Annotated in this window: 17 protein-coding genes; 16 read left to right on the forward strand and 1 reads right to left on the reverse strand. The window is 36.9% G+C overall.

Annotated elements, in window-relative coordinates; all coding sequences use genetic code 11:
- The first annotated feature begins 3 nt into the window (after window positions 1-3).
- The 16 genes from GGQ92_RS05080 (at window position 4) to GGQ92_RS05155 (ending at window position 21,657) form a co-directional block, all read left to right on the forward strand.
- Window positions 4-1,476 (forward strand): glycoside hydrolase family 1 protein, encoded by a 1,473-nt coding sequence (locus GGQ92_RS05080; RefSeq protein ID WP_184245257.1) that lies wholly within the window; start codon window positions 4-6, stop codon window positions 1,474-1,476.
- Between the two features lie 54 nt (window positions 1,477-1,530).
- Window positions 1,531-3,324 (forward strand): cache domain-containing sensor histidine kinase, encoded by a 1,794-nt coding sequence (locus GGQ92_RS16585; RefSeq protein WP_184245259.1) that lies wholly within the window; start codon window positions 1,531-1,533, stop codon window positions 3,322-3,324.
- A 16-nt stretch (window positions 3,325-3,340) separates the two neighbouring features.
- A complete protein-coding gene (locus GGQ92_RS05090) occupies window positions 3,341-4,834 on the forward strand; it encodes a response regulator transcription factor (protein WP_184245261.1) in 1,494 nt (497 codons plus the stop codon).
- Window positions 4,815-5,480 carry a DUF624 domain-containing protein gene (locus GGQ92_RS05095; protein WP_184245263.1) on the forward strand — a complete coding sequence of 222 codons (666 nt, stop codon included), beginning with the start codon at window positions 4,815-4,817 and terminating at the stop codon, window positions 5,478-5,480. Before GGQ92_RS05090 ends, GGQ92_RS05095 begins: the two co-directional genes overlap by 20 nt.
- A 10-nt stretch (window positions 5,481-5,490) precedes the next feature.
- Window positions 5,491-6,831 (forward strand): DUF4340 domain-containing protein, encoded by a 1,341-nt coding sequence (locus GGQ92_RS05100; RefSeq protein WP_184245265.1) that lies wholly within the window; start codon window positions 5,491-5,493, stop codon window positions 6,829-6,831.
- Between the two features lie 303 nt (window positions 6,832-7,134).
- The gene (locus tag GGQ92_RS05105; protein WP_184245267.1) at window positions 7,135-8,802 is read left to right on the forward strand and encodes an extracellular solute-binding protein; all 1,668 of its coding nucleotides are present in this window, start codon (window positions 7,135-7,137) and stop codon (window positions 8,800-8,802) included.
- 225 nt (window positions 8,803-9,027) lie between these two features.
- Window positions 9,028-10,041, forward strand: a complete 1,014-nt coding sequence (locus GGQ92_RS05110) for an ABC transporter permease (RefSeq protein ID WP_184245269.1) — start codon at window positions 9,028-9,030, stop codon at window positions 10,039-10,041.
- Between the two features lie 17 nt (window positions 10,042-10,058).
- Window positions 10,059-10,943 carry a carbohydrate ABC transporter permease gene (locus GGQ92_RS05115; protein ID WP_184245271.1) on the forward strand — a complete coding sequence of 295 codons (885 nt, stop codon included), beginning with the start codon at window positions 10,059-10,061 and terminating at the stop codon, window positions 10,941-10,943.
- A 47-nt stretch (window positions 10,944-10,990) separates the two neighbouring features.
- On the forward strand, window positions 10,991-12,688 hold the full coding sequence (locus GGQ92_RS05120) for an ABC transporter substrate-binding protein (RefSeq protein WP_184245273.1): 1,698 nt from the start codon (window positions 10,991-10,993) through the stop codon (window positions 12,686-12,688).
- A gap of 74 nt (window positions 12,689-12,762) precedes the next feature.
- Entirely contained in the window at window positions 12,763-13,647 is an 885-nt protein-coding gene (locus tag GGQ92_RS05125) for an ROK family protein (RefSeq protein WP_184245275.1), read from the forward strand.
- A gap of 4 nt (window positions 13,648-13,651) precedes the next feature.
- Entirely contained in the window at window positions 13,652-15,685 is a 2,034-nt protein-coding gene (locus GGQ92_RS05130; RefSeq protein WP_184245277.1) for a beta-galactosidase, read from the forward strand.
- Between the two features lies 1 nt (window position 15,686).
- Window positions 15,687-17,951, forward strand: coding sequence for an alpha-xylosidase (gene yicI, locus GGQ92_RS05135; RefSeq protein ID WP_184245279.1), 2,265 nt, complete (start codon window positions 15,687-15,689; stop codon window positions 17,949-17,951).
- Between the two features lie 173 nt (window positions 17,952-18,124).
- Entirely contained in the window at window positions 18,125-19,138 is a 1,014-nt protein-coding gene (locus GGQ92_RS05140; protein WP_184245281.1) for a Gfo/Idh/MocA family protein, read from the forward strand.
- A 30-nt stretch (window positions 19,139-19,168) separates the two neighbouring features.
- Window positions 19,169-19,825, forward strand: a complete 657-nt coding sequence (locus GGQ92_RS05145; protein ID WP_184245283.1) for an SGNH/GDSL hydrolase family protein — start codon at window positions 19,169-19,171, stop codon at window positions 19,823-19,825.
- Window positions 19,826-19,871: 46 nt separating this feature from the next.
- Window positions 19,872-20,879: an alpha/beta hydrolase family protein gene (locus GGQ92_RS05150; protein ID WP_184245285.1), complete on the forward strand. Its 1,008-nt coding sequence runs from the start codon at window positions 19,872-19,874 to the stop codon at window positions 20,877-20,879.
- Window positions 20,880-21,042: 163 nt separating this feature from the next.
- Window positions 21,043-21,657 carry a hypothetical protein gene (locus tag GGQ92_RS05155; RefSeq protein WP_184245287.1) on the forward strand — a complete coding sequence of 205 codons (615 nt, stop codon included), beginning with the start codon at window positions 21,043-21,045 and terminating at the stop codon, window positions 21,655-21,657.
- A gap of 454 nt (window positions 21,658-22,111) precedes the next feature.
- Here the strand turns inward: GGQ92_RS05155 and GGQ92_RS05160 are convergent, their stop codons facing one another.
- Window positions 22,112-22,297 (reverse strand): hypothetical protein, encoded by a 186-nt coding sequence (locus tag GGQ92_RS05160; protein WP_184245289.1) that lies wholly within the window; start codon window positions 22,295-22,297, stop codon window positions 22,112-22,114.
- Window positions 22,298-22,314 lie beyond the last annotated feature (17 nt).

The following is a 22,314-nucleotide window of genomic DNA, read 5'->3' on the forward strand; positions in this document are numbered from 1 at the left end:
AGCATGTTTCATACAAAATTAGATGATTTTCCTGAGAACTTTCTTTGGGGTGCGGCATCAGCAGCGTATCAAATAGAAGGTGGGTGGAAAGAAGATGGAAAGGGTTCGTCCATATGGGATACATTTTCAAAAATACCTGGGAAAACGTATAAAGGAACGAACGGAAATGTAGCGGTTGATCATTATCATCGCTATAAAGAAGACGTAAAGTTAATGGCGGATATGGGTTTAAGAGCATATCGATTTTCTGTAGCATGGAGCCGAATCCTACCTAATGGTTCAGGGGAAATTAATGATAAAGGTCTTCAATTTTACGAAAATCTTATCGATGAATTAAGAAAATATAATATCGAACCTGTGTTAACCCTATACCATTGGGATATCCCACAAGCATTACAAGATGCATATCAAGGCTGGGAGTCAAGGCAAGCGATTGATGATTTTAATGAATATGCTAGAGTTTTATTTAAGCGCTTTAAAAACAAAGTGAAGTATTGGGTTACATTTAATGAACAGAATGTATTTACAGCGCTTGGTTATCGTTGGGAAGCTCATCCTCCAAATATTGCTAATGTAAAGAAGATGTTCGAAGCCAATCATATTATTAATCTAGCAAACGCGAAAGCAATCCAGAGTTTTAGAGAATTGGTTCCAAATGGAAGGATAGGTCCTAGCTTTGGTTACGGTCCAATTTATCCTTTTGACAGCAATCCAAATCATGTGCTCGCGGCTTTAAATGGTGAAGAATTCCAGAATCATTGGTGGATGGATGTTTATATTCATGGTAAGTATCCTAAGGTTATTTGGAAGCAATTAGAGAGATTAGGGGTAACTCCAACGATAGAATCCGGAGATATGGAGTTGTTACAATCAGTAAAACCAGATTTCCTCGGTGTGAATTACTATCATGGTGGAACAGTACGTGCAAATAAGATTGAATTTCCATTAAAGGATGAAGAACAGCAATTAGATAAGGATTTTGAAGCAACCGATCCTTACTTAATGGAGCCGAAAGAAGAGCAGGCGCAAAGTCCGGAAGTACCTATGTTTACCAATGTCTCGAATCCTTATTTGGAGAAAACCGATTGGGGCTGGGAAATTGATCCGATCGGAATGCGGATTGCTCTCCGTAGATTGCAGAGTAGATATGATTTGCCGATGATGATTACAGAAAATGGACTAGGTGCTTTTGATGAACTAACAGAAAATCGAGAAATTGAAGATCAATATCGAATTGACTATTTACGTGAACATTTGGTAGAAATCCAAAAAGCTATCACGGATGGTGTAGATGTAATTGGTTATTGTGCATGGTCGTTTACTGATTTACTAAGCTGGTTAAATGGTTATCGCAAACGCTATGGATTTGTTTATATTGATCGAGACGATGAAAATGAAAAATCGTTAGAAAGAATACCGAAGAAAAGCTATTACTGGTATAAAAATATCATTAAAACAAACGGAAAATCGCTTTAAAGTGGAAATTACAGTGGAATAAATAGAGATCATCGCTGTGACAGGGAGGGAAAAATGGTGAAATGGCTATCATTCATTGTCAAATGGCTAGACCATTTAAAGGTACGGCATAAATTACTAGGTATCTTTCTTGTTGTTACAGCTATTCCAATTTTAATTGCAGGAGCTTATTTGAGCTATGGCACAAGGGAAATTGTATTAGATAACTCATTACGAGAAGCTAGTGCCAGCATGGAAAAATTACAAGGCAACTTTGAAGTTATCTTAAGTAGAATTATTAATATTTCCGATATGATTTTTTTAAGTCCAGAAATGAGACAGCTGCTTCAGAACGACTACGATTCGCCGTTAGAGATGTATAATGCGTACAATCGTTACCCTGTTTTTCGTGATTATTTGAAATATTATGATGAGATTGAAACGATTCAATTTTTCATGACGAAAGAGATGATCACGAATTCCCAATTTATCTATGCAAATGATCACATACAGAAGCAGGATTGGTATATGGACGCAATTGATCGACAGGGAAAGATATATTGGGATTATAAAAATGAACATTGGACAGGTAAGTCATTCTTAGCTTTAAACAGAGCGATTTATGGTCAAGGAGATGAGTTATTAGGTGTATTAGTGATTTATATCTCTCAAGATAAATTAAAGACATTAATGAGTGGTCAACCATACAATGTTTTTCTAACATTAGATGAACAAACGATTATTTATAACCATTCTGCAGAATATCTTGGTAAGAGACCATTGTTCCTTCCGCATTCATTAGAGATTAATGATACTACCGTCTTAGATGGGCAGTTCGAAGGGGATTCTGTAAAAATAAATGTGCACTCTTTTCAGCCAGAAAAATCCCTGGAGAATACGTTTCAAGTGTCCGCAATTATTCCATTAGAAGAAGTTATGAAAAAGCCGAATGAAGTTTTCACGAGAGGTTTCTTAATTATGTTAGGCATCTTTGCTGTATCGTTAGTATTAATTCAGATCTTTATCTATAACTTTCATAAACGGGTTCAATATTTACACGAAGCAATGGATCAAGTAGCACAAGGAGATTTTGCGATAACTTACAATGTGAAGGGCAATGATGAAATTAGCAATGCTTTTCGAGGATTAAAAGAAACATCCATAAGTATTCAAAAAATGATAGATGAAGTGTATGTTCACAAACTCAAAGAGGAAAAATGGAAGCGCAAACAAAAAGAAATTGATTTCAAAATGCTTGCTAGTCAAATCAATCCACATTTTTTATACAATACGTTAGAGATGATTCGAATGAAAGCACTCATGAATAAGGATCCAGAAGTCGCCCAACTAGTCAAAATGCTAAGTAAGATGATGCGTTCATCTTTGGAAAGGACAGACCGTCTCATCTCGATAGAAAAGGAAACAGAACTAATAAGCTACTATTTGCAAATTCAGCAGATGCGCTTTGGTGAGGATTTTTCTTATCACGTAGAGGTAGAAGAGACGTTAAAGAAATATTACATTTTGCCATTGATTATTCAGCCATTAGTGGAAAACGCGATGATACATGGTTTAGAAGCAAAAGAAGATCGAGGTTTTATTCGGATTGTTCTATTGGAAAGAAAAGATTTTCTAGAAATAGAAGTGACGGATAACGGAGTGGGGATACCACGGGATACTTTAAAGGAAATACAAGAACGAATGGACGTTGAAACATACCAATCCGAAGGAAACAGAATTGGTCTTCATAATGTTCAACAGCGTATCAAATTATACCATGGTAAAGATTACGGTTTAACAATAGAAAGTATCCATGGACTTGGAACAACGGTGCATATGAAACTACCTAAAATAGAACATGATAGATAGAGGGGAGGCTGATAGTATGCTCAAAGTAATATTTGTTGATGATGAACCTATTATTAGGGAAGGTTTACGAGAAGTTATTGATTGGAACGAATACGGTTTTGAGGTAATAGGTACTGCGGAAAACGGTCAAAAAGGATTAGACATGATTCGCTTGCATCAGCCTGATTTAGCTTTTGTCGATATTAAAATGCCTAAACTAAACGGAATTGATATGGCGGGATTAGCAAAAAAGAATGGATATAGAACGAAGTTTGTTATCCTGTCCGGATATTCGCAATTTTCTTATGCTCAAAAGGCAATACAACTAGGAATGGAATCGTATCTCCTAAAGCCGATAGACGAAGAGGAGCTAATTCCACTTGTAGAAGAGATCGCACAAAAGTGTAAGGAAGAAAGGGTCTGGTCCCTTCGTAAACGTAAATATGAACGCTATGAGATCGAGGATGCATGGAAAAAACTATTTGTAACGAAAAGAATCAGTAGTAAACTAGAAGAACTTTACCGAAATGTTCCTTTTCAAATTGTTTCTGTTAAAGATTTTAAAAACCGGGATAGGGAACAATTACGCTCGATGTTACAACATTATTTTTCTATTGAAACTCAGTATATTTGGTTTGAAGAGCATATGTATGTAATCATCCAGGAAGACGTAAACGAGTACAAATGGGGACGAATTGCCGCTGAAGAACAATTACAGGTGTTAGCTTTAGATGAAACTATTAAGTTAGATCAAGCAGTTAATTATTATGAGAGAATAAAAAAACTACACAGAATTACATTTCATTATGGTAATAAAATGGTTCTCACTCCAAAGGATATCGTAGCAAAGGAATACACAGAATTAAACGAAGACTTTGTAGAGAAAATTATTAATTGCTTGCAATTCCAAGATGATGAACGACTCGATGATTACTTTCTAAAATATGAAACGTACTGTAAAAGAAACCATTTTTCAAAAGAACGAACAAAAGCAGATATGATTGATATGTTAAAAAGTATCTATATCGCATTAAAGTCAGAGCATTCCGAGATCCAGTTACCAAATAACGAAGAAGTATTCCCATTAATATATGGCTCATCACATTTACAAGAAATGTTGGAAAGAGTACGAGATCATTTATTGCAGCTATCCCAAGAAGTGAACATATTTATAAATCCAGAAGATCTTACAGAGCGAATGATAGATTATACGAAACATTATTACTATAAAGAACTATCTCTAAAGACTATGGCAGAATTATTTAACTACAACCCCTCCTATTTAGGAAAAAAGTTCAAAAAAGAAACTGGGGAATATTTTCATCATTTTTTAGATGATGTGCGAATTGAGAAGGCAAAGGAGCTTCTACTAGAAAAGCAATGGAAAGTGTACGAAATATCTGAAAAAATCGGTTATTCCAACCATGATTATTTTTATAAAAAATTTAAAAAGCAAACAGGAATGAGTCCGAGAGAGTATCAAAAAAGCGTAAAAAAAGGGGGAATCAGCAATGGCCAAATTAATAAATGAACGTCCACTCTATGTCTTTGCTCAATATATCTATTACTTTATTATTGCGAATCTACAATTCCTGCTAGCGAATCTACTATTTATTATTGCGTTACTATTTTTTGAATGGACGTTAGATAATATTCTAGTTTTCTATATTGCTTTATTGCCTGCTGGACCTTCTTTATGCGCATTGTATGCGATGATGGGAAAGTTAATCCGAACAAAAGATATCCGTCCTTTTATGGATTTTTGGAAGTATTATAGACAGCTTTTTAAAATAAGTTTCACATATTGGTTCATTCAGTGGACAGTGATTGTTATTTTACTAGTAGACATCCGGTATACGAATCTAAATATGTCTGTGTTAAGTCCCGCATTATGGGTTTTACTTATTTTTAGTTTATTTATTATGCTATATGCCATTCCAATACTAACTAGATTTGAAGTAAGACTGAAAAATTTACTTATTGTTTCGGTTTATTCGATTTTTAAGTTTTTTAAAACGACTTTATTACACCTTTCCACTCTAGCTTCACTTATATTTATTTACTTATTTGCTCCAAGCTTTTCCATTTTGTTTTGTATGAGTGTTGTCGCCTTTTTTATCATGTTTAATATGAGAAAACCGTTTGAAGTAATGGAAGATGAACTGGTTAGGGAATGAGGTAAGTAAGATGACAATGAAAAAATCTAAAATTATCGGCATTACGGTAGCTATTATTGTCATTAGTATGATTCTCACTATCGTCATGAATATGAGAGCTTCTTCAGATAAGGAAGAGACAGTAGAGCATGTTGAATTGTTTACTGATTTAGGTGAAATCCAAGCTTTTCGTGTATTAGCTAATGAGAAAGTGGAGGCTACAAAGATAAAGAACAGCTGGGAAGTAGATGGAATAGAGCAAAAGTTAGAAGCAGAGAAACTAGATGCTTTAATTCATACTATAAGAAATTTAAAGGGTAAAGAAGTAGCGATTGCAAGAAAAGATGTTCATTTAGATTTCCCAAATGTGACGGTAGAGCTGACAGACGATGATGGTAACACGCAGAGCTTTAGTGTCGGACAGTTAAATAACAATCAAACCAAATATTATGTAGAACATCGTGAGACACAAACGATTTATTTAGTAGATAGGCAATACATCGAAACGATCCCTTTAAAGCCATCCGATTTAATGGATCAGAGACTTGTAACCATTCCAATAAATGAACTAGTAGAGATTGTCATTTTTAATGGAACAGAAGAAATTGTATTAAAAAGGGATGCACCTTATACAAAGGAAGAGAAAATTGCACATATAAGCGGCTGGTATATGTGGAAGCCTTATGAAGGAATTTATAGTGTGACATTTCAAGCAATGGAGGAAATCTATCAAGGAATCCCAGAGCTTAAACTATCGAATGTAGTTCAAGATGATACGGAGACAGGAATCGAGGAGTCTGATTTTCATATTACGTTCCGAAGTAAAACAGAAGAAGAAACTTTATTCATAGGAAATCCTGCTAAAAACAATCACTATTATATATCCAGAGAGGATAATAATGAAACAATGACCATAAATACGGAATTGTTGGAACCGTTTAGCAAGCAATCATTCGACATGATTGACAAGTTTATGCATATTGTTGCGTTGGAAGTAACGAAAGATATTAAAATTAAGACCTCTCAAAAAACGTATCATCTAGAAATCGAACAGCAAAATGATGGATTAGCGATTACTTTAAATAATCAAGAGATAGAAGACAACGCATTTAAGAAAGTGTACCCGTATTTAGCAGGATTAACGTTTGATACCTATGTAGGTAATCAAACGACGAATTCGAATAATGCAGAAATCGAAATAGCGTACACAATTGAGACAGAAGAAAAGGGTGAGTTAACAGAGAGAATAGCCTTAATCCCAATAAATAATGAATCTTACTTGATTCAAAAAGAAACAGGAGCAAGTGAATTTAGTATACGTAAAGAGAAAATCGAGGAAACGTTCAAGCAGCTAGACAATTTATTGAAATAAGAATTTATATAGAAGTTACAAAATCCATTCTTACATCGTGTGAGGATGGATTTTATTAATCATACTTTTTACTGTATCAAGTTTATTGATATCTCCTTTTTACATGGTTTTATATCTAGAAAGTACTGTTTTTCATACAAGTTCCTTCTAATATAATAAACAGAAAGCGCTTTCAATAAAGTGTATTAGTGCTAACGATGACTTACTTCCTAACTAAATAAAATGATTGAAAATAAGCGTAAGTATCTAAGGTATTAATTGATTAATTAATATACATTTTTATTAAATGGAGGGGAAGTAAAGGTGAAAAAGCAGTACAATTTGTTGGTAGCACTTTTTTTAGTCATTTTTTTAGCCGCATGTGGAAATGAAAGTACGAATAACACAAATACAAAAGACGATGATGATTCAGACACAGATGAACCAATAACTTTAACATTATTTAATGCTGATGGAGAAGAAAAAGAGTTTAATGACGCGGTTGCTCAAAAGATTACCGAAGAAACGGGAGTTGTCTTGGAATTTGATTATCCAGTTGGTGGTAATGAAGAGGCAGTACCATTAATGATTGCAAGTGGTGATTATCCTGATCTAATTTTTGCTAAGGGAGATATCGGTAAGCTAATTGAAGCAGGTGCTGTTATCAAGCTAGATGATTTAATCGAAGAGAAAGGCTCAAATTTGAAAGCAATGTATGGTGACCAGCTTGACAGATTAAGACATTCTCTTGAAGACCCTAGTATTTATACGGTTGGGACATACGGAGTCGATTCACCTGTATGGGAGCCAAGTGGTACCTTCCAAGTGCAATTAGACGTTTTACGAGAGCTTGGTTATCCTGAGATAAAAACGTTGGAGGATTTAGAAGCTGCACTTACTGAATATGTGGAGAAATATCCTGAAATAGATGGCCAAAAGACAATCCCATTATCCTTATTAGGTAGTGATTGGCGCTGGTTAATTACAGTAGGTGACCCGGCTGGGTTTGCAGCTGGTTTAGCAGGGGATGGACAATGGGCAGTAAATGATGATACTGGCGAAGCGACGTATAAATTTTTATTGCCAGAAATAAAGCAGTATTTTAAATGGTTAAATGGCATGAACGCTAAAGGCTTACTAGACCAGGAATCGTTTACACAAACACATGATACGTACATTTCAAAATTGTCTTCTGGTCGTGTTTTAGCGATTGCAGATCAAAATTGGAATTTTGGTGACGCGGACATGGCATTAGTGGCAGACGGTAAAGAATGGAGAACATACGCACCTTTACCTGTTACTTTAGGTGAGGAATACGTTCACCAAGGTATAAAAAACTATGGTTATACAGGTGGCTGGGGTATAGCCATTTCTTCCACAACTGAACATCAAGAAAAAGCATTTGAGTTTTTAGACTGGATGGCCTCCGAAGAAGCACAAATTCTTGTTAATTGGGGAATAGAAGGTGTCCATTACGATGTTGTTGATGGTGAACGTAAGATGAAGGAAGAGGACCGAAATCGTATGAATACAGATGCTAATTACGGAAAGGAAACAGGAGTTGGCTATTATGTCTATCCATTTCCTCAATGGGGAATTGGAGCAGTTGATTCCTCTGGTCAGCCAATTACCCCGAATAATGAAGAGCAAATTATCGAAAATTTAAATGCTGCGGAAAAAGAAGTTCTTTCCGAGTATAGTATGGATAACTGGACAGATTGGTTTCCACCAGCTGAGGAGTTAGGTGTGTCGAATCACGGGCAAGCATTTAGTTATAATATTCAAGCGGGAAGTGACCTAGAAATTATCATGCAAAAAGCAGATGATTTAACGGAACAGCGTATAACCCAAGCTATTCTAGGCGATCCTGCTGAATTTGACCAAGCATGGGATTCGATGCTAGAAGAGTTAGAAGCAATGGATATCGCAAGAGCAAACGAATTAATGACACAAAAAACACAAGATATTATGGAGCTCTGGGGTACAAAATAATACTCGTTTATAAGCCTGCTTCCACTTTGTGGGAACAGGCTTATAAATTACTTATAGTAACTACATTCAAGGCAGAAAATCTAACATCGTCACATGCAAGGAAATATCTACTTTTTACATGGTTTTATGTCTCAAAAGTGATGTTTTTATAGAAAACGCTTTCTATTATAATGAGTTTATAATGAAACGCTTACAAAATTGGTCTATCAGGTGAGGGGGAAAATAATGAATCAAACGTCTAGTAATGCGTCAAATATGCCTGAAGCCAGCACAATTATTGAGAGTCAGGTAAAACCTGCTACACAAAAGAAGAAATATTCTAAGCAAAATGGTAAAGGATTTTGGAAGCGACTTTCCACTCAAAAGATGCTGTTATTAATGGCACTACCATTTGTTATCTGGCTAATAATCTTTAAATATATTCCTGTGGCTGGTTGGACGATGGCCTTTCAAGATTATAAACCGCAATTTAGTGTGTGGGAACAAGATTGGGTAGGCTGGAAGCATTTCAAAGATTTATTTAATGAGCCAATGTTCTACCGAGCATTAGAGAACACCTTAGGAATGGGAATATTAGGTCTAGTATTCGGAACAGGATCCGCTATCTTTTTTGCACTATTACTAAACGAGATGCGATTTATGGCGTTAAAAAAATGGACACAGACAATATCTTATCTCCCGCATTTTGTTTCATGGGTTATCGTTGCCAACATTGTGATTACGATGTTATCGCCGGAGGGAGTTATTAATAATATATTAACTGGTATTGGCTTAATAGATTCACCAATTAATTTTATGGCAAATCCGGATATGTTTTGGGGCATTGTAACAGCAGCAGATGTGTGGAAAGAGACTGGTTGGAACGCCATTATCTATTTAGCGGCAATGGCAGGTGTCGACCCCCAACTTTATGAAGCAGCGAAAGTTGATGGTGCTAGCAGATGGCGACAAATGTGGCATATTACCTTACCAAGTATACGCTCTGTTATTATCGTGCTTTTAATCTTAAATATAGGAAATTTAATAAATATTGGCTTCGAAAAGCAAATGCTTTTAGGAAATAACATTGTTATGGAGAAGGCACTCGTTATTGATTTATACGCTCTGGATTACGGTATTGGAATGTTCCGCTATTCCTTTGGTACGGCGATAGGTATTTTTAAATCTGTTATAAGTGTTATTTTAATTCTAATATGTAATGGGATCGCTAAACGAATAGGTGAAGGTAGAGTATTCTAATGCGAAAGGAGCTCAAAATGAAAAAACGTAAAATAACTACTTTTGATATCGTCTTAACATTATTTATGTTTGTCGTGATTGTAATTACTTTATACCCATTCTTGAACATATTAGCAATCTCGTTAAACAACGCAATTGATACAGCACGAGGTGGCATTCATATTTGGCCGCGAGATTTTACTTTTGCAAATTATCAAGAGATATTTGGCAGTAACGACCGATTGTTACAAGCATTTTCTATGTCAATCTTAAGGACAATTGTAGGAACACTGGCTGGTATTATAGCGAGTACAATGCTTGCTTATGTGCTAAGTAGAAGAGATTTTGTATTTAATGGTTTCGTCGGTTTTCTACTAGTTTTAACAATGTTTATTAGTGGAGGTCTAATCCCAGAGTACATGCTAATCCGTCAACTAGGCTTAATCAATGACTTCCAAGTATATATTTGGCCGATGCTACTGTCAGCATTTAACGTTATCGTCATTCGTTCATTTATGGATAATTTACCAGTAGCTTTAGAAGAATCGGCGAAAATGGATGGTGCCAATGACTTTGTTATCTTCTCTCGAATTATTATTCCATTATGTTTGCCAGTAATTGCTACAATCTCCTTATTTTTAGCGGTAGGTCAATGGAATAGTTGGTTTGACACGTATTTATATGCCCGGGGAAATGAAGCTTTGACTACGTTACAGTTTGAATTAATGAAAATACTTGATAATGCGCAAATGTCAGCAGGAGATATAAATCAGCAAAATGCACAAGTAATTGCGGGTCAAACAAATCCGCAATCGATTAAAATGGCGATTACAATTATTGCAACCGTTCCGATTTTGTTAGTTTATCCATTTCTACAAAAGTATTTTGTAACAGGATTAACTTTAGGAGCGGTGAAAAGCTAAGTTATTAATTTCTATTAATATATTTTAACTTAATGGAGGAGATAAAAATGAGAAGGAAATCCAATTTATTACTACTAGTACTTATAGTTACACTGCTGACTTTTCTTGCAGCATGCGGAAGTGACGATCCTAGTGGGTCTGATTCTAATGATTCGGAATCTACTGACGACAACACAGAGGTCTCATCGGATGAACCAGTAACATTAACGTTGTTTAACGCTGATGGTGAGGAAAAAGAGTTTAATGATCTAATCGCTCAAAAAATTACCGAAGAAACAGGAGTTGTCCTTGAAATGGACTATCCTGTCGGTGGGAATGAAGAAGCAATTCCATTAATGATTGCTAGTGGCGATTATCCGGACTTGATTTTTGCAAAAGGAGATATTGGTAAGTTAATTGAGGCAGGTGCAGTTATTAAGCTTGACGATCTTATTGAAGAAAAAGGTGACAACTTAAAAGCCATGTACGGGGATCAATTAGATCGGTTACGTCGATCAATAGACGATCCAAGTATTTATACGGTCGGAACCTATGGTGTGGAAACAGCAGTCTGGGAACCGAGTGGTACCTTCCAAGTTCAATTGGATGTCTTACGTGAACTTGGCTACCCAGAAATAAATACATTAGACGAATTAGAAGCTGCGTTAACGGAGTATATGGAGAAATATCCTGAAATTGATGGACAGAAAACAATTCCATTATCTTTACTCGGTAGTGATTGGCGTTGGTTAATAACCGTTGGAAACCCTGCTGGATTTGCAGCTGGACTTCCTGATGATGGTCAGTGGGCAGTCGATGATGATACAGGGGAAACAACCTACAAATTTCTATTACCAGAAATGAAAGAATACTTTAAATGGCTAAATGAAATGAATGCGAAAGGATTATTAGATCCTGAATCCTTTACCCAAACACACGATACGTATATTTCAAAAATCTCGTCTGGTCGAGTGCTGGCAGTAGCGGATCAAAATTGGAATTTTGGTGACGCGGATAAAGCACTTATAGCTGATGGAAAAGAGTGGAGAACGTATGCGCCACTTCCGGTAACATTGGATGAAAACTATCAATCGCAAGCTCTAAAGGATTATGGATTTGCAGGTGGCTGGGGAATTGCAATCTCCTCCACAAGTGAACACCAAGAAAAAGCATTCGAATTTTTAGATTGGATGGCTTCAGAAGAGGCTCAAATACTTACCAATTGGGGTATTGAAGGAGAGCATTATGATATCGTAGATGGTCAACGTGTTATGCATGAAGATGAACGCGAACGAATGAATAGTGATGCAAATTATGCGAAAGACACTGGCGTTGGCTATTATATCTATCCATTCCCACAATGGGGTAATGGTGCTGTTGACTCTTCAGGACAATCGATTACGCCTAATAATGAAGAACAAATTATTGAAAATTTAAATGCTGCAGAAAAAGAAGTATTACCTGAGTATGGCTTGGACAATTGGACAGATTGGTTCCCTCAAAAAGATGAACTTGGCATCTCCAAACATGGGAGTGTAGCAAACTATACGATTGAATCTGGTAGTGATTTAGAAATTATCCAACAAAAAGCAGATGACTTAACAGAACAACGTATCACACAAGCTATTTTAGGAAAACCAGAGGATTTTGATGCGGCATGGGACGCAATGATTAAAGAATTGGAAGCAATGAACATTGATAAAGCAAATGAATTAATGACGGAAAAAACAAAAGAAATTATGGAGCTATGGGGTACGATGGAATAAGTAAGTACCAAACAAGCCTGATCCACATGTGTGGCTTCAGGCTTGTCTCAATAGAAGAGAAAGAAGTGTGAGAAATGAGCAAAAAGTATCTTTGCTTTGATATCGGAGGCACACGCGTAAAATATGGTGTACTAGATGATAAGATGTGTTTTCTATATAAAGATTCGTATCGAACACGCCGAGATACGACGAACGATTTTATAGCTGATTTTTCTCAAGTTGTATCAGAGATCACACAACAATATACCATTGAGAAAATCGGTATTAGCTTTCCAGGTTTTATTAATCCACAGACTGGATATGCCCAGTTTGCAGGTGCTTTTGATATTCTGCACGGAAACAACATTAAAAAATTGTTAAGTGAGAATGTTGAAATACCAATCGTCATAGAAAATGATGCAAATTGCGCAACCTTAGCAGAAAAATTAACAGGTAATGCTGTTGGATGTGATAACTTTATTTGTCTGACAATTGGAACTGGTATTGGTGGCGGAATTTTTGTGAATGGGAAAATTGTGAACGGATCCAGTTTTAAAGCTGGTGAATTTGGTCTCATGATTGTGGATGGAATGGAGAATGGTTATCAAAATTTACATAGCATTGCTTCAACAAGTGCACTAATCCAACAATATAAAACGTTAAAAAATCTACCCGAAGCACAGAGTGTAAAAGGGGAAGAGGTATTTTCCAATGCTAAAAATGATGCTGCAGTCGCTCGGATTATGGAAAAGTGGTTTGATTACGTAAGTTATGGAATTTTCAATTTGGCGGCTACCTTAAATCCTGAAAAAATCTTAATTGGTGGTGCTATCAGTAGTCGCACAGATTTGTATACACAACTAACACGCTCTTTAAATAAGATACCTTCTTGGAAGGACATTGAGGTGCCTATCGAGCCTTGCTGTCATTTAAACGATGCTGGGATGCTTGGTGCATTATACAAATGTATGGAGGGATGAATGTATGGTTAGTAAAAGTCTACCGAAGATTTGGTATGGTGGGGACTACAACCCAGAACAATGGGATGAGGAAACGGTTCTAGAAGATATGCGAATGTTTAAGCTAGCAGGAATTGATGTTGCGACGATAAATGTTTTTGCTTGGGCAGAATTACAACCGGATGAAACAACCTATAACTTTGCCAATTTAGATAATACGTTGGATCGACTTCATCGTAATGGTGTGTATGTTTGTCTCGGAACAAGTACTGCTGCACACCCGGCTTGGATGGCGAAACGATACCCAGATATTCGCAGAGTTGATTTTGAAGGTAGAAAGCGCCAATTTGGCGGTCGGCATAATTCTTGTCCTAACAGTCCTACATATAGAAAATATGCAGAACGACTTGCAGAAAAGCTGGCAGAAAGGTACAAAGATCACCCCGCTGTTCTGCTTTGGCATGTATCAAATGAATATGGTGGCTATTGCTATTGTGAGAACTGTCAAAAAGAATTTCGAGTCTGGTTAAGACGAAAGTACAAAACGATGGATGAATTGAACGAATCTTGGAATACAGCGTTTTGGGGACATACTTTTTACGATTGGGACGAAATAGTTGCACCGAATGGTCTAAGTGAAGAATGGCAAGGTGGACAAAATACAAACTTTCAAGGAATTTCACTAGATTATCGTCGCTTTCAGTCAGAAAGTCTTTTGGATGTATTTCGACTTGAAAGGGATGTTATTAAAAAACATACTCCTGATACACCAGTGACAACAAATTTAATGGGATTATATCCAGAATTAGATTACTTTAAGTGGGGTAGGGAGATGGATGTTGTCTCGTGGGATAACTACCCGTCTATTGATACACCAGTTAGTTTAACTGCGATGACACATGATTTGATGAGGGGGTTGAAAAGCGGTCAGCCATTCATCCTAATGGAACAGACACCGAGCCAACAAAATTGGCAGCCATATAATTCGTTAAAAAGGCCTGGTGTAATGCGGTTATGGAGTTATCAAGCAGTTGCACATGGGGCAGATACGGTAATGTTTTTTCAGTTACGGAGATCAAGAGGTGCTACGGAAAAATATCATGGAGCAGTGATTGAGCATGTTGGCCATGAACATACGAGAGTTTTTCGAGAAAGTGCTCATTTAGGTAACGAGTTACAACAACTAGAAGATCAACTAATCGATGCAACGGTTGATGCTAAGGTAGCAATTATATTTGATTGGGAGAATCGTTGGGCAATCGATTTATCTAGTGGTCCTTCCATTGCACTAGACTATGTCAAGGAAGTACACAAGTTTTATGATGCATTTTATCAAAAAAACATACCTGTCGATTTGGTGTCTGTTGAAGAAGACCTTTCTAAGTATGATATTGTCATTGCGCCGGTGATGTATATGTTGAAGAATGGTCTAGCGGATCGATTGAAAGCCTTTGTTAGACAGGGTGGAACGTTTGTAACAACCTTTTTCAGTGGCATAGTAGACGAACGGGATTTAGTCACTTTAGGCGGTTATCCAGGTGAGCTTCGTGAGTTAGTTGGTATTTGGGCAGAAGAAATAGATGCATTAGAACCAACTCGTTCTAACGAGATCGTATTTAAGCAGCCTTACGGTCATCTACATGGAGAATATTCATGTCATATCCTATTCGATTTAATTCATGAAGAAACTGCAGAAGTTCTTGCTACTTATGGCTCCGATTTTTATCAAGGTATGCCAGTACTAACGCGAAATCAGTATGGAAAAGGAAAAGCATATTATATTGCTTCATCCCCAGATGAAAACTTTATGAATGATTTTGTTGAAACCGTTATCGAAGAAAAGGGAATAGAACCTGGCTTAGTTTCTGTTAATGGTGTAGAAGTAACTACACGACAAAAAAATGGTGAGACAATATGGTTCGTATTGAATCACAATGCTGAATCATCTACTTTTGATACTGGTTCAAAACGATTGAAGGACTTATTGTCTGGTAAACACTTTTCAGGAAATGCTGAAATTGAGGGAAGAGATGTATATATTTTGAAGGAGGAATACTAGTATGAAATTCACGGATGGAAACTGGATGGTTCGAGAAGGCTACTCGATACATTTTCCAAAGCTTGTTCACGAGATAGAGCAGGACGATGGCAGTGTAACATTATATGCACCTTGTAAATATATCAACCATCGTGGTGATACATTAGATGGTCCATTATTAACGATTACGATTTCTTCACCAATGGAAGATGTAATCCGTGTACAAACATGGCATTTCAAAGGTGGAAAAGCAAAATATCCAAACTTTGAGGTAACGGATAATAAGAAAACTCTCGAAGTAGAAGAAAATGATGAAAGTATAACGATTCAAACCGGTAGTCTGAAGCTAACGATTGCTAAGGAAAATTTTGCATTAAGCTTTTCCAATAGTCAGCGAATTTTGACAGATACAGATGGAAAAGGATTTGCCTGGATAGAAGGACCAGAAAATAAAACGTATATGCGTGGTCAGTTACGATTAGGGGTAGGAGAGAATTTATATGGTTTAGGTGAACGTTTTACTCCTTTCGTTAAAAATGGTCAATCCGTCGATATATGGAACCGTGATGGTGGCACGAGCTCGGAACAATCGTATAAAAACATACCGTTTTTTCTAAGCAGTAAAGGATACGGTGTATTTGTTAACCATCCAGAAGAAGTGAGTTATGAACTCGGTTCAGAAATGGTTTCACGTTCTCAGTGGAGTGTAGAGGGCGAATATTTAGACTATTACTTTATTCACGGACCGTCGCCGAAGGAGGTTGTGAGCCGTTATACAGAATTAACTGGTCGACCAGCTTTACCGCCAGCTTGGTCGTTTGGGTTATGGCTTTCTACTTCATTTACTACAGACTATAACGAGGAAACTGTCAACCATTTTGTAGATGGGATGGCAGAGCGTGGGATTCCTTTAAGTGTTTTTCATTTTGATTGCTTCTGGATGAAGGAATTCGAATGGAGCAACTTTATTTGGGATCGTCGCAATTTTCCAGATCCTGAAGGCATGCTACGTCGATTAAAGGATAAAGGCTTAAAAATCTGTGTATGGATTAATCCCTATATAGCACAAAAGTCTCCATTATTTGATGAAGGTATGGAAAAAGGCTATTTGATTAAGCGGCCGAATGGTGATGTATGGCAGTGGGATTTATGGCAAGCGGGTATGGGGATTGTTGATTTTACGAACCCCGAAGCTGTGAACTGGTACCAGGATAAATTAAAGGCGCTGCTCGATATGGGAGTAGACTCGTTTAAAACAGATTTCGGCGAACGGATTCCGACAGACGTCGTGTACGCAGATGGTTCTAATCCACAAAAAATGCATAATTTTTATTCTTATATGTTTAATGAGGTAGTATTTGATTTGCTGAAGCGAGAGGTTGGAGAAGACGAAGCGATTGTTTTTGCTCGTTCTGCAACAACAGGTGGTCAGAAATTCCCTGTTCACTGGGGTGGTGACTGTGACTCAACATATGATGCAATGGCAGAAAGTTTACGTGGTGGTCTCTCTTTAACTACATCTGGTTTCGGGTATTGGAGCCATGACATCGGTGGATTTGAAAGCACTGCAACTCCGGATGTATTTAAGCGCTGGACAGCATTTGGTTTATTGTCTAGTCATAGCCGTTTTCATGGAAGTCATTCCTACCGAGTTCCATGGTTATTTGACGATGAAGCGGTAGATGTGGCACGTCATTTTACAAAGCTTAAAAATAGTTTGATGCCATATTTATACGGTCAAGCGGTAGAAAACAATGAAACTGGTGTACCTGTAATGCGCTCAATGGTAATGGAATATCCAGAAGATCCGTTAACACATACATTAGATCGACAGTATATGTTTGGTGATTCTATTTTAGTAGCACCAATTTTTAATGAGGAAGGTATTGGTTCTTTTTATCTTCCTAGAGGAAAATGGACTCATTTGTTAACGGGTGAAGTAGTAGAAGGAGGTACATGGATAGAAGAAAAATATGATTACTTCAGTCTACCATTATTTGTACGGCCAAATACAATTCTCCCAGTTGGAACTAGTGAAGAAACACCAGTCTATGATTATACGGATGGTTTAACGGTGAAACTGTATGCGATAGAAGAAAATGCTAAACTAGCACGTAATTTAGTTAATAGTAAAGGTGAGAAAATAGGAAACGTACAAGTAGCTAGAGATGGGAAACAACTCACAGTCACTACGAAAGGCTTGGATAAAAAATATTATATAGAGGTTGTTGGTGTCAAAAAAATAGAAGTGCAAGCAGGCAATCAAGACGTAACAATAACCTTATAACAGTAGTGTACTCTCCATTGGCAAACGAGGCTTTTGGAGAGTTTTTGTTATCCACTATTATTTCGTATTAAAGGTGTTATAAAATGATAGTATGAAATAATATAATTTTAAGAGTAAAAAGAATAGAATTTTACTAAATATTTAGATATGATATGAAGGAGAAAGAGGGTGTTATGTTGGAGCATAGAATAGTATTAGCAGGTTGTGGAAATATGGCGAACCGATGGCTAGATTATGTAATCACCCGAGATAATGCAGAAATTGTTGCACTAGTCGATATTAGTGAAGATGCTGCACGAAAAAAAGCAGAGCAGTATAATCTTTCTGTACCTGTTTTCACAGTTTTAAAGGATGCAATTTTGAAAACGCATCCAAATTTAGTTCTTGATGTTACGATTCCTGCTGCCCATAAGGATGTTGTAACGCAATCACTCAACCATGGTTGTCACGTTTTTGGAGAGAAACCAATGGCTGAGAATTTGGAGGATGCAAAAGAAATTGTCGCTGTAGCAGAACAAACAGGGAAAAATTATACCGTTATGCAAAACAGAAGATTCCTTCCGAGCATTCGCTCATTGCGCGATTGGTTAAACGAAGGAATCATCGGTAAAGCACATACGTATCATGCCGATTTTTTCCTTGGACCGCATTTTGGTGGATTTAGAGATATGATGGATAGTCCGCTAATAGTGGATATGGCAATCCATACGTTTGACCAAGCGCGATTTATATCTGGAGCTAACGCCAAATCTGTCTATTGTTATGAATTTAATCCAGAAGGTTCTTGGTATAAAGGAAACGCCTCTGCGGTGTGTATTTTCGAAATGGATGATGGCTCTGTCTTTACATATAGAGGTTCATGGTGTGCAGAAGGATTCCCAACCTCATGGGAAGGGGATTGGCGAATTATTGGTACAAAAGGAACTGCTAAATGGGATGGTGTCCACTTACCAACTGCAGAAGTTGTGAATAAAGATGAAAAAGGTTTCTTTTTACCGACCGAAAAGGTAGAAGCTCCGCTTAGTTGGAGTGGGAGAGAAGAACATGACGGTTGCTTGGATGAGATGTTTAGTTCTATTGAAAATGATAGATTGGCAGAGACAGATTGCCGTGACAATTTAAAAAGTATGGAAATGGTTTTTGCAGCTATACAAAGTGCAAAGGAAGGCAGAAAAGTATACTTATAATGGTAGATATATAGAGGAGAGTGGTGTGTTATGCTTTTGGAAAAAGGAGATAAACTAATTTTTATTGGAGATTCAGTAACGGATTGTGATCGAGCGAAGCCAGAGGGAGAGGGACTATTTCAAGCACTTGGAAATGGTTATGTATCTATTGTAGATTCTTTCTTACAATCTACTTATCCTGAATTAGGAGTTCGAGTAGTGAATAAGGGGATTTCTGGAAACACGGTTAGAGACTTAAAAGCTAGATGGCAAGAAGATATCATGAGTCAGGAAGCTGATTGGGTTTCTATTATGATTGGAATAAATGATGTTTGGCGTCAATTCGACTCACCAAATATAAAGGAGCACCACGTATATATAGAAGAATATGAGGAAACATTGCGCTCACTCGTAAAAGAAACTCAAGCTGTAGCTAAGCAAATTGTATTAATGACTCCGTTTTACATTGAACAAAATGCGTCGGATTTAATGCGTGCGAAAATGGATGAGTATGGTGCAATTGTGAAAAAGATATCCGAAGAAGAAGGAACGATTTTTATTGATACCCAAGATGCATTTTTGGAAGTACTTGACGACCTATATGCTGCAGCATTAGCGTGGGATCGCGTGCATCCAAATCAGACGGGACACACTATTTTGGCTAAATCATTTTTAAATACGATAGGCTTTGATTGGACGAAAATGTGAAAGGATTGGAACGAAGTTTTTTACAATATTAGTGAGGTGATAGGAATTGAATTCGTTAGATAAACTATTCGATGAAATGTATGAACATGCGATGGAAGAAGCTTTTCAAGCAGTAGGACCTGTTGAAAGAAAACATACGCTTAAAACAAATCTTTCGAAATTGCTCGGTGATTTTACCTATCTAGATGAAAATGTGATACAGCAAGAGCCTCGCGTAATAGAAGTAAAAGAGTTTGATGAATATACAAGTGAATATGTGATGTTGCCAGTTACAGAATTACTAGAAATACCGATGTACATATTGACTCCGAAAACTGGCAAGACCGTCCATCCAACCGTATTGGCTATTCATGGGCATGGGACAGGTGTAAATGAAGCGATCGGCTTAACTATAGATGGCGAACCAGAACCAGAGCCTACGATTCATAATCAATTTGCATTGAAGCTCGTAAAGCGAGGTTTGAAAGTCTTCCTTCCAGAAGTTATTGGATTTGGGACACGCAGACTAAAAAGAGATATAGAAGCAAGTAATATTAATTCGTGTGAAGCAATGTCGAAAAACCTACTTATGGAAGGAAAAACGCTAGCTGGGCTAAGGGTATGGGAAGCGCGTAAAGTACTTGATTTTATCGAAACTCAAGATGACGTAATAAAAGACAATATTGGTATGATGGGATTCTCCGGTGGTTCGGTAATTTCAACATTTACGGCTGTACTCGACGAGCGTCCACAAGCAGTTGTTCTTTCTTGTTATCCAAATACATTTAAGGGCAGCATTATGTCAATACGTCATTGTATCGATAACTATATCCCGGGAATTTTGCATTATGCTGAATTACCTGAATGGATTAGCTTAATAGCTCCTCGAAAATTATTTATTGAAGCGGGAGAACAGGATCATATTTTCCCAGTTGAATATACGCGTCAGGCTATTAAGGAAGTGCAGGATGGTTACAAAAGTCGTTCTGAAAACTTTGACTATGATATTTTCCCTGGAAAGCATCAGATCAGCGGAAGAAAGTCAATTCCTTGGTTGGAGAACCAATTAAAATAATATGTCATATTTTTTCAATAGGTAGCCATCGGGCAGTTAACCGGTGGCTATCTTATTACTTAGGATATTTACACAAAATTACTATACAAATTCGCTAAAGAAAACGGCTTCTTTATGATATACTATGTACATAGATCGTACGCTGAAGGGGAATACAGATTACATGAAAAAGTTAATCGAAACACTGAAAACGATGACATTTAAAGAAGCAGTTGATTACATTTGGGAATATTATAAGTGGCATATTATTGGATCCATAGCTCTTATAGCCTTTATTGTTTCTATGCTAGTAAATATATTTAAAGAGACACCGCCTCAATATAACGTTATGGTAGTGGCACCTATTCCATATGAACAAGTGGATATATTACGTGCAGACTTAAATGAGAATTATTTTGATGATTTTGAGATAGCAGTTGATTACATTATGCATCAAGGTGGTTCCTTAGGTCACCAATCGCCAGAGCAAGTACAAAAACTCGTTGCTCGTATTGCGGTTGGAATGGTAGATGCTATGGTTGTAGAAGAGGACTACGGTTTAGAACTGCTTGAGCAGGATGGACTTCGACCATTAAATGAGTTTCTAGATTTAGAAGCGTTGGAGCAGGAAGAAGTAGCTCTTGAGGATTTTGGCACAGGAGAGATCTACGGAATCGGAACGAATCATTTAGATGTCTTTAATGATATTGCAGGTTTTGAGGATAAGTGGGTTGTCTTAATCCATAATGGAGAAAGTATGGACAAAACACCTGAATTTTTCGATTCATTACTAGAATAAAGATGAGCGCTTGAAGACTATCTTCAAGCGCTTTTTACATCATGGAGTATGAAAATCGGATAAGTGGTCGTGGAAATCGGATAAGTGGTCGTGAAAATCGGATAAGTGATTGTGAAAATCGGATAAGTGATTGTGAAAATCGGATAAGTGATTGTGAAAATCGGATAAGTGATTGTGAAAATCGGATTAATGGTTATCAAAATCAGATATGCATATGTCAAAATAGAATAAGCGGCTATCAATGTCGAATAACTCCCATAGGTGAATAGATAGAAACTTCACGGGGAAGTGGGGTCAACTGAGTACCAATCTGATGTTAGGAGCCAAGAATCTAATGTTAACCACCTGATATCCGACATTGCTTAGCCAGAATCTGATTTTAAATGCGACAATCTAATATTGGACAGCTAATATCCGATATTACCCTAGAAGAATCTAATGTTGGTAGGAAATTTTAATCCGTTGAGCTTTTGCTTCTCTTTCGTATGCCGCCTTCAATAAATAGGTACAGTAAAGAAAGTAACATACTACTAATTAAGCAGATTTGACCCCATTCCAAAGAAACAAAATAGGAAACAAATAAACTACTTAAAATTAAGACAGTGAGGATGATTCTCGGTACGTACCATGATACAGACAATTACATCCCTCCTACAC

This window comes from Gracilibacillus halotolerans (genome assembly GCF_014206945.1).
GTDB classification, from domain to species: Bacteria; Bacillota; Bacilli; order Bacillales; family Amphibacillaceae; genus Gracilibacillus; species Gracilibacillus halotolerans.

Bases quoted from the DNA above. Each gene is read 5' to 3' on its own strand.
- GGQ92_RS05080 (WP_184245257.1), top strand. From the start codon at position 4: ATGTTTCATACAAAATTAGATGATTTTCCTGAGAACTTTCTTTGGGGT.
- GGQ92_RS16585 (WP_184245259.1), top strand. From the start codon at position 1,531: ATGGTGAAATGGCTATCATTCATTGTCAAATGGCTAGACCATTTAAAG.
- GGQ92_RS05090 (WP_184245261.1), top strand. From the start codon at position 3,341: ATGCTCAAAGTAATATTTGTTGATGATGAACCTATTATTAGGGAAGGT.
- GGQ92_RS05095 (WP_184245263.1), top strand. From the start codon at position 4,815: ATGGCCAAATTAATAAATGAACGTCCACTCTATGTCTTTGCTCAATAT.
- GGQ92_RS05100 (WP_184245265.1), top strand. From the start codon at position 5,491: ATGACAATGAAAAAATCTAAAATTATCGGCATTACGGTAGCTATTATT.
- GGQ92_RS05110 (WP_184245269.1), top strand. From the start codon at position 9,028: ATGAATCAAACGTCTAGTAATGCGTCAAATATGCCTGAAGCCAGCACA.
- GGQ92_RS05115 (WP_184245271.1), top strand. From the start codon at position 10,059: ATGAAAAAACGTAAAATAACTACTTTTGATATCGTCTTAACATTATTT.
- GGQ92_RS05120 (WP_184245273.1), top strand. From the start codon at position 10,991: ATGAGAAGGAAATCCAATTTATTACTACTAGTACTTATAGTTACACTG.
- GGQ92_RS05125 (WP_184245275.1), top strand. From the start codon at position 12,763: ATGAGCAAAAAGTATCTTTGCTTTGATATCGGAGGCACACGCGTAAAA.
- GGQ92_RS05130 (WP_184245277.1), top strand. From the start codon at position 13,652: ATGGTTAGTAAAAGTCTACCGAAGATTTGGTATGGTGGGGACTACAAC.
- yicI (WP_184245279.1), top strand. From the start codon at position 15,687: ATGAAATTCACGGATGGAAACTGGATGGTTCGAGAAGGCTACTCGATA.
- GGQ92_RS05140 (WP_184245281.1), top strand. From the start codon at position 18,125: ATGTTGGAGCATAGAATAGTATTAGCAGGTTGTGGAAATATGGCGAAC.
- GGQ92_RS05145 (WP_184245283.1), top strand. From the start codon at position 19,169: ATGCTTTTGGAAAAAGGAGATAAACTAATTTTTATTGGAGATTCAGTA.
- GGQ92_RS05155 (WP_184245287.1), top strand. From the start codon at position 21,043: ATGAAAAAGTTAATCGAAACACTGAAAACGATGACATTTAAAGAAGCA.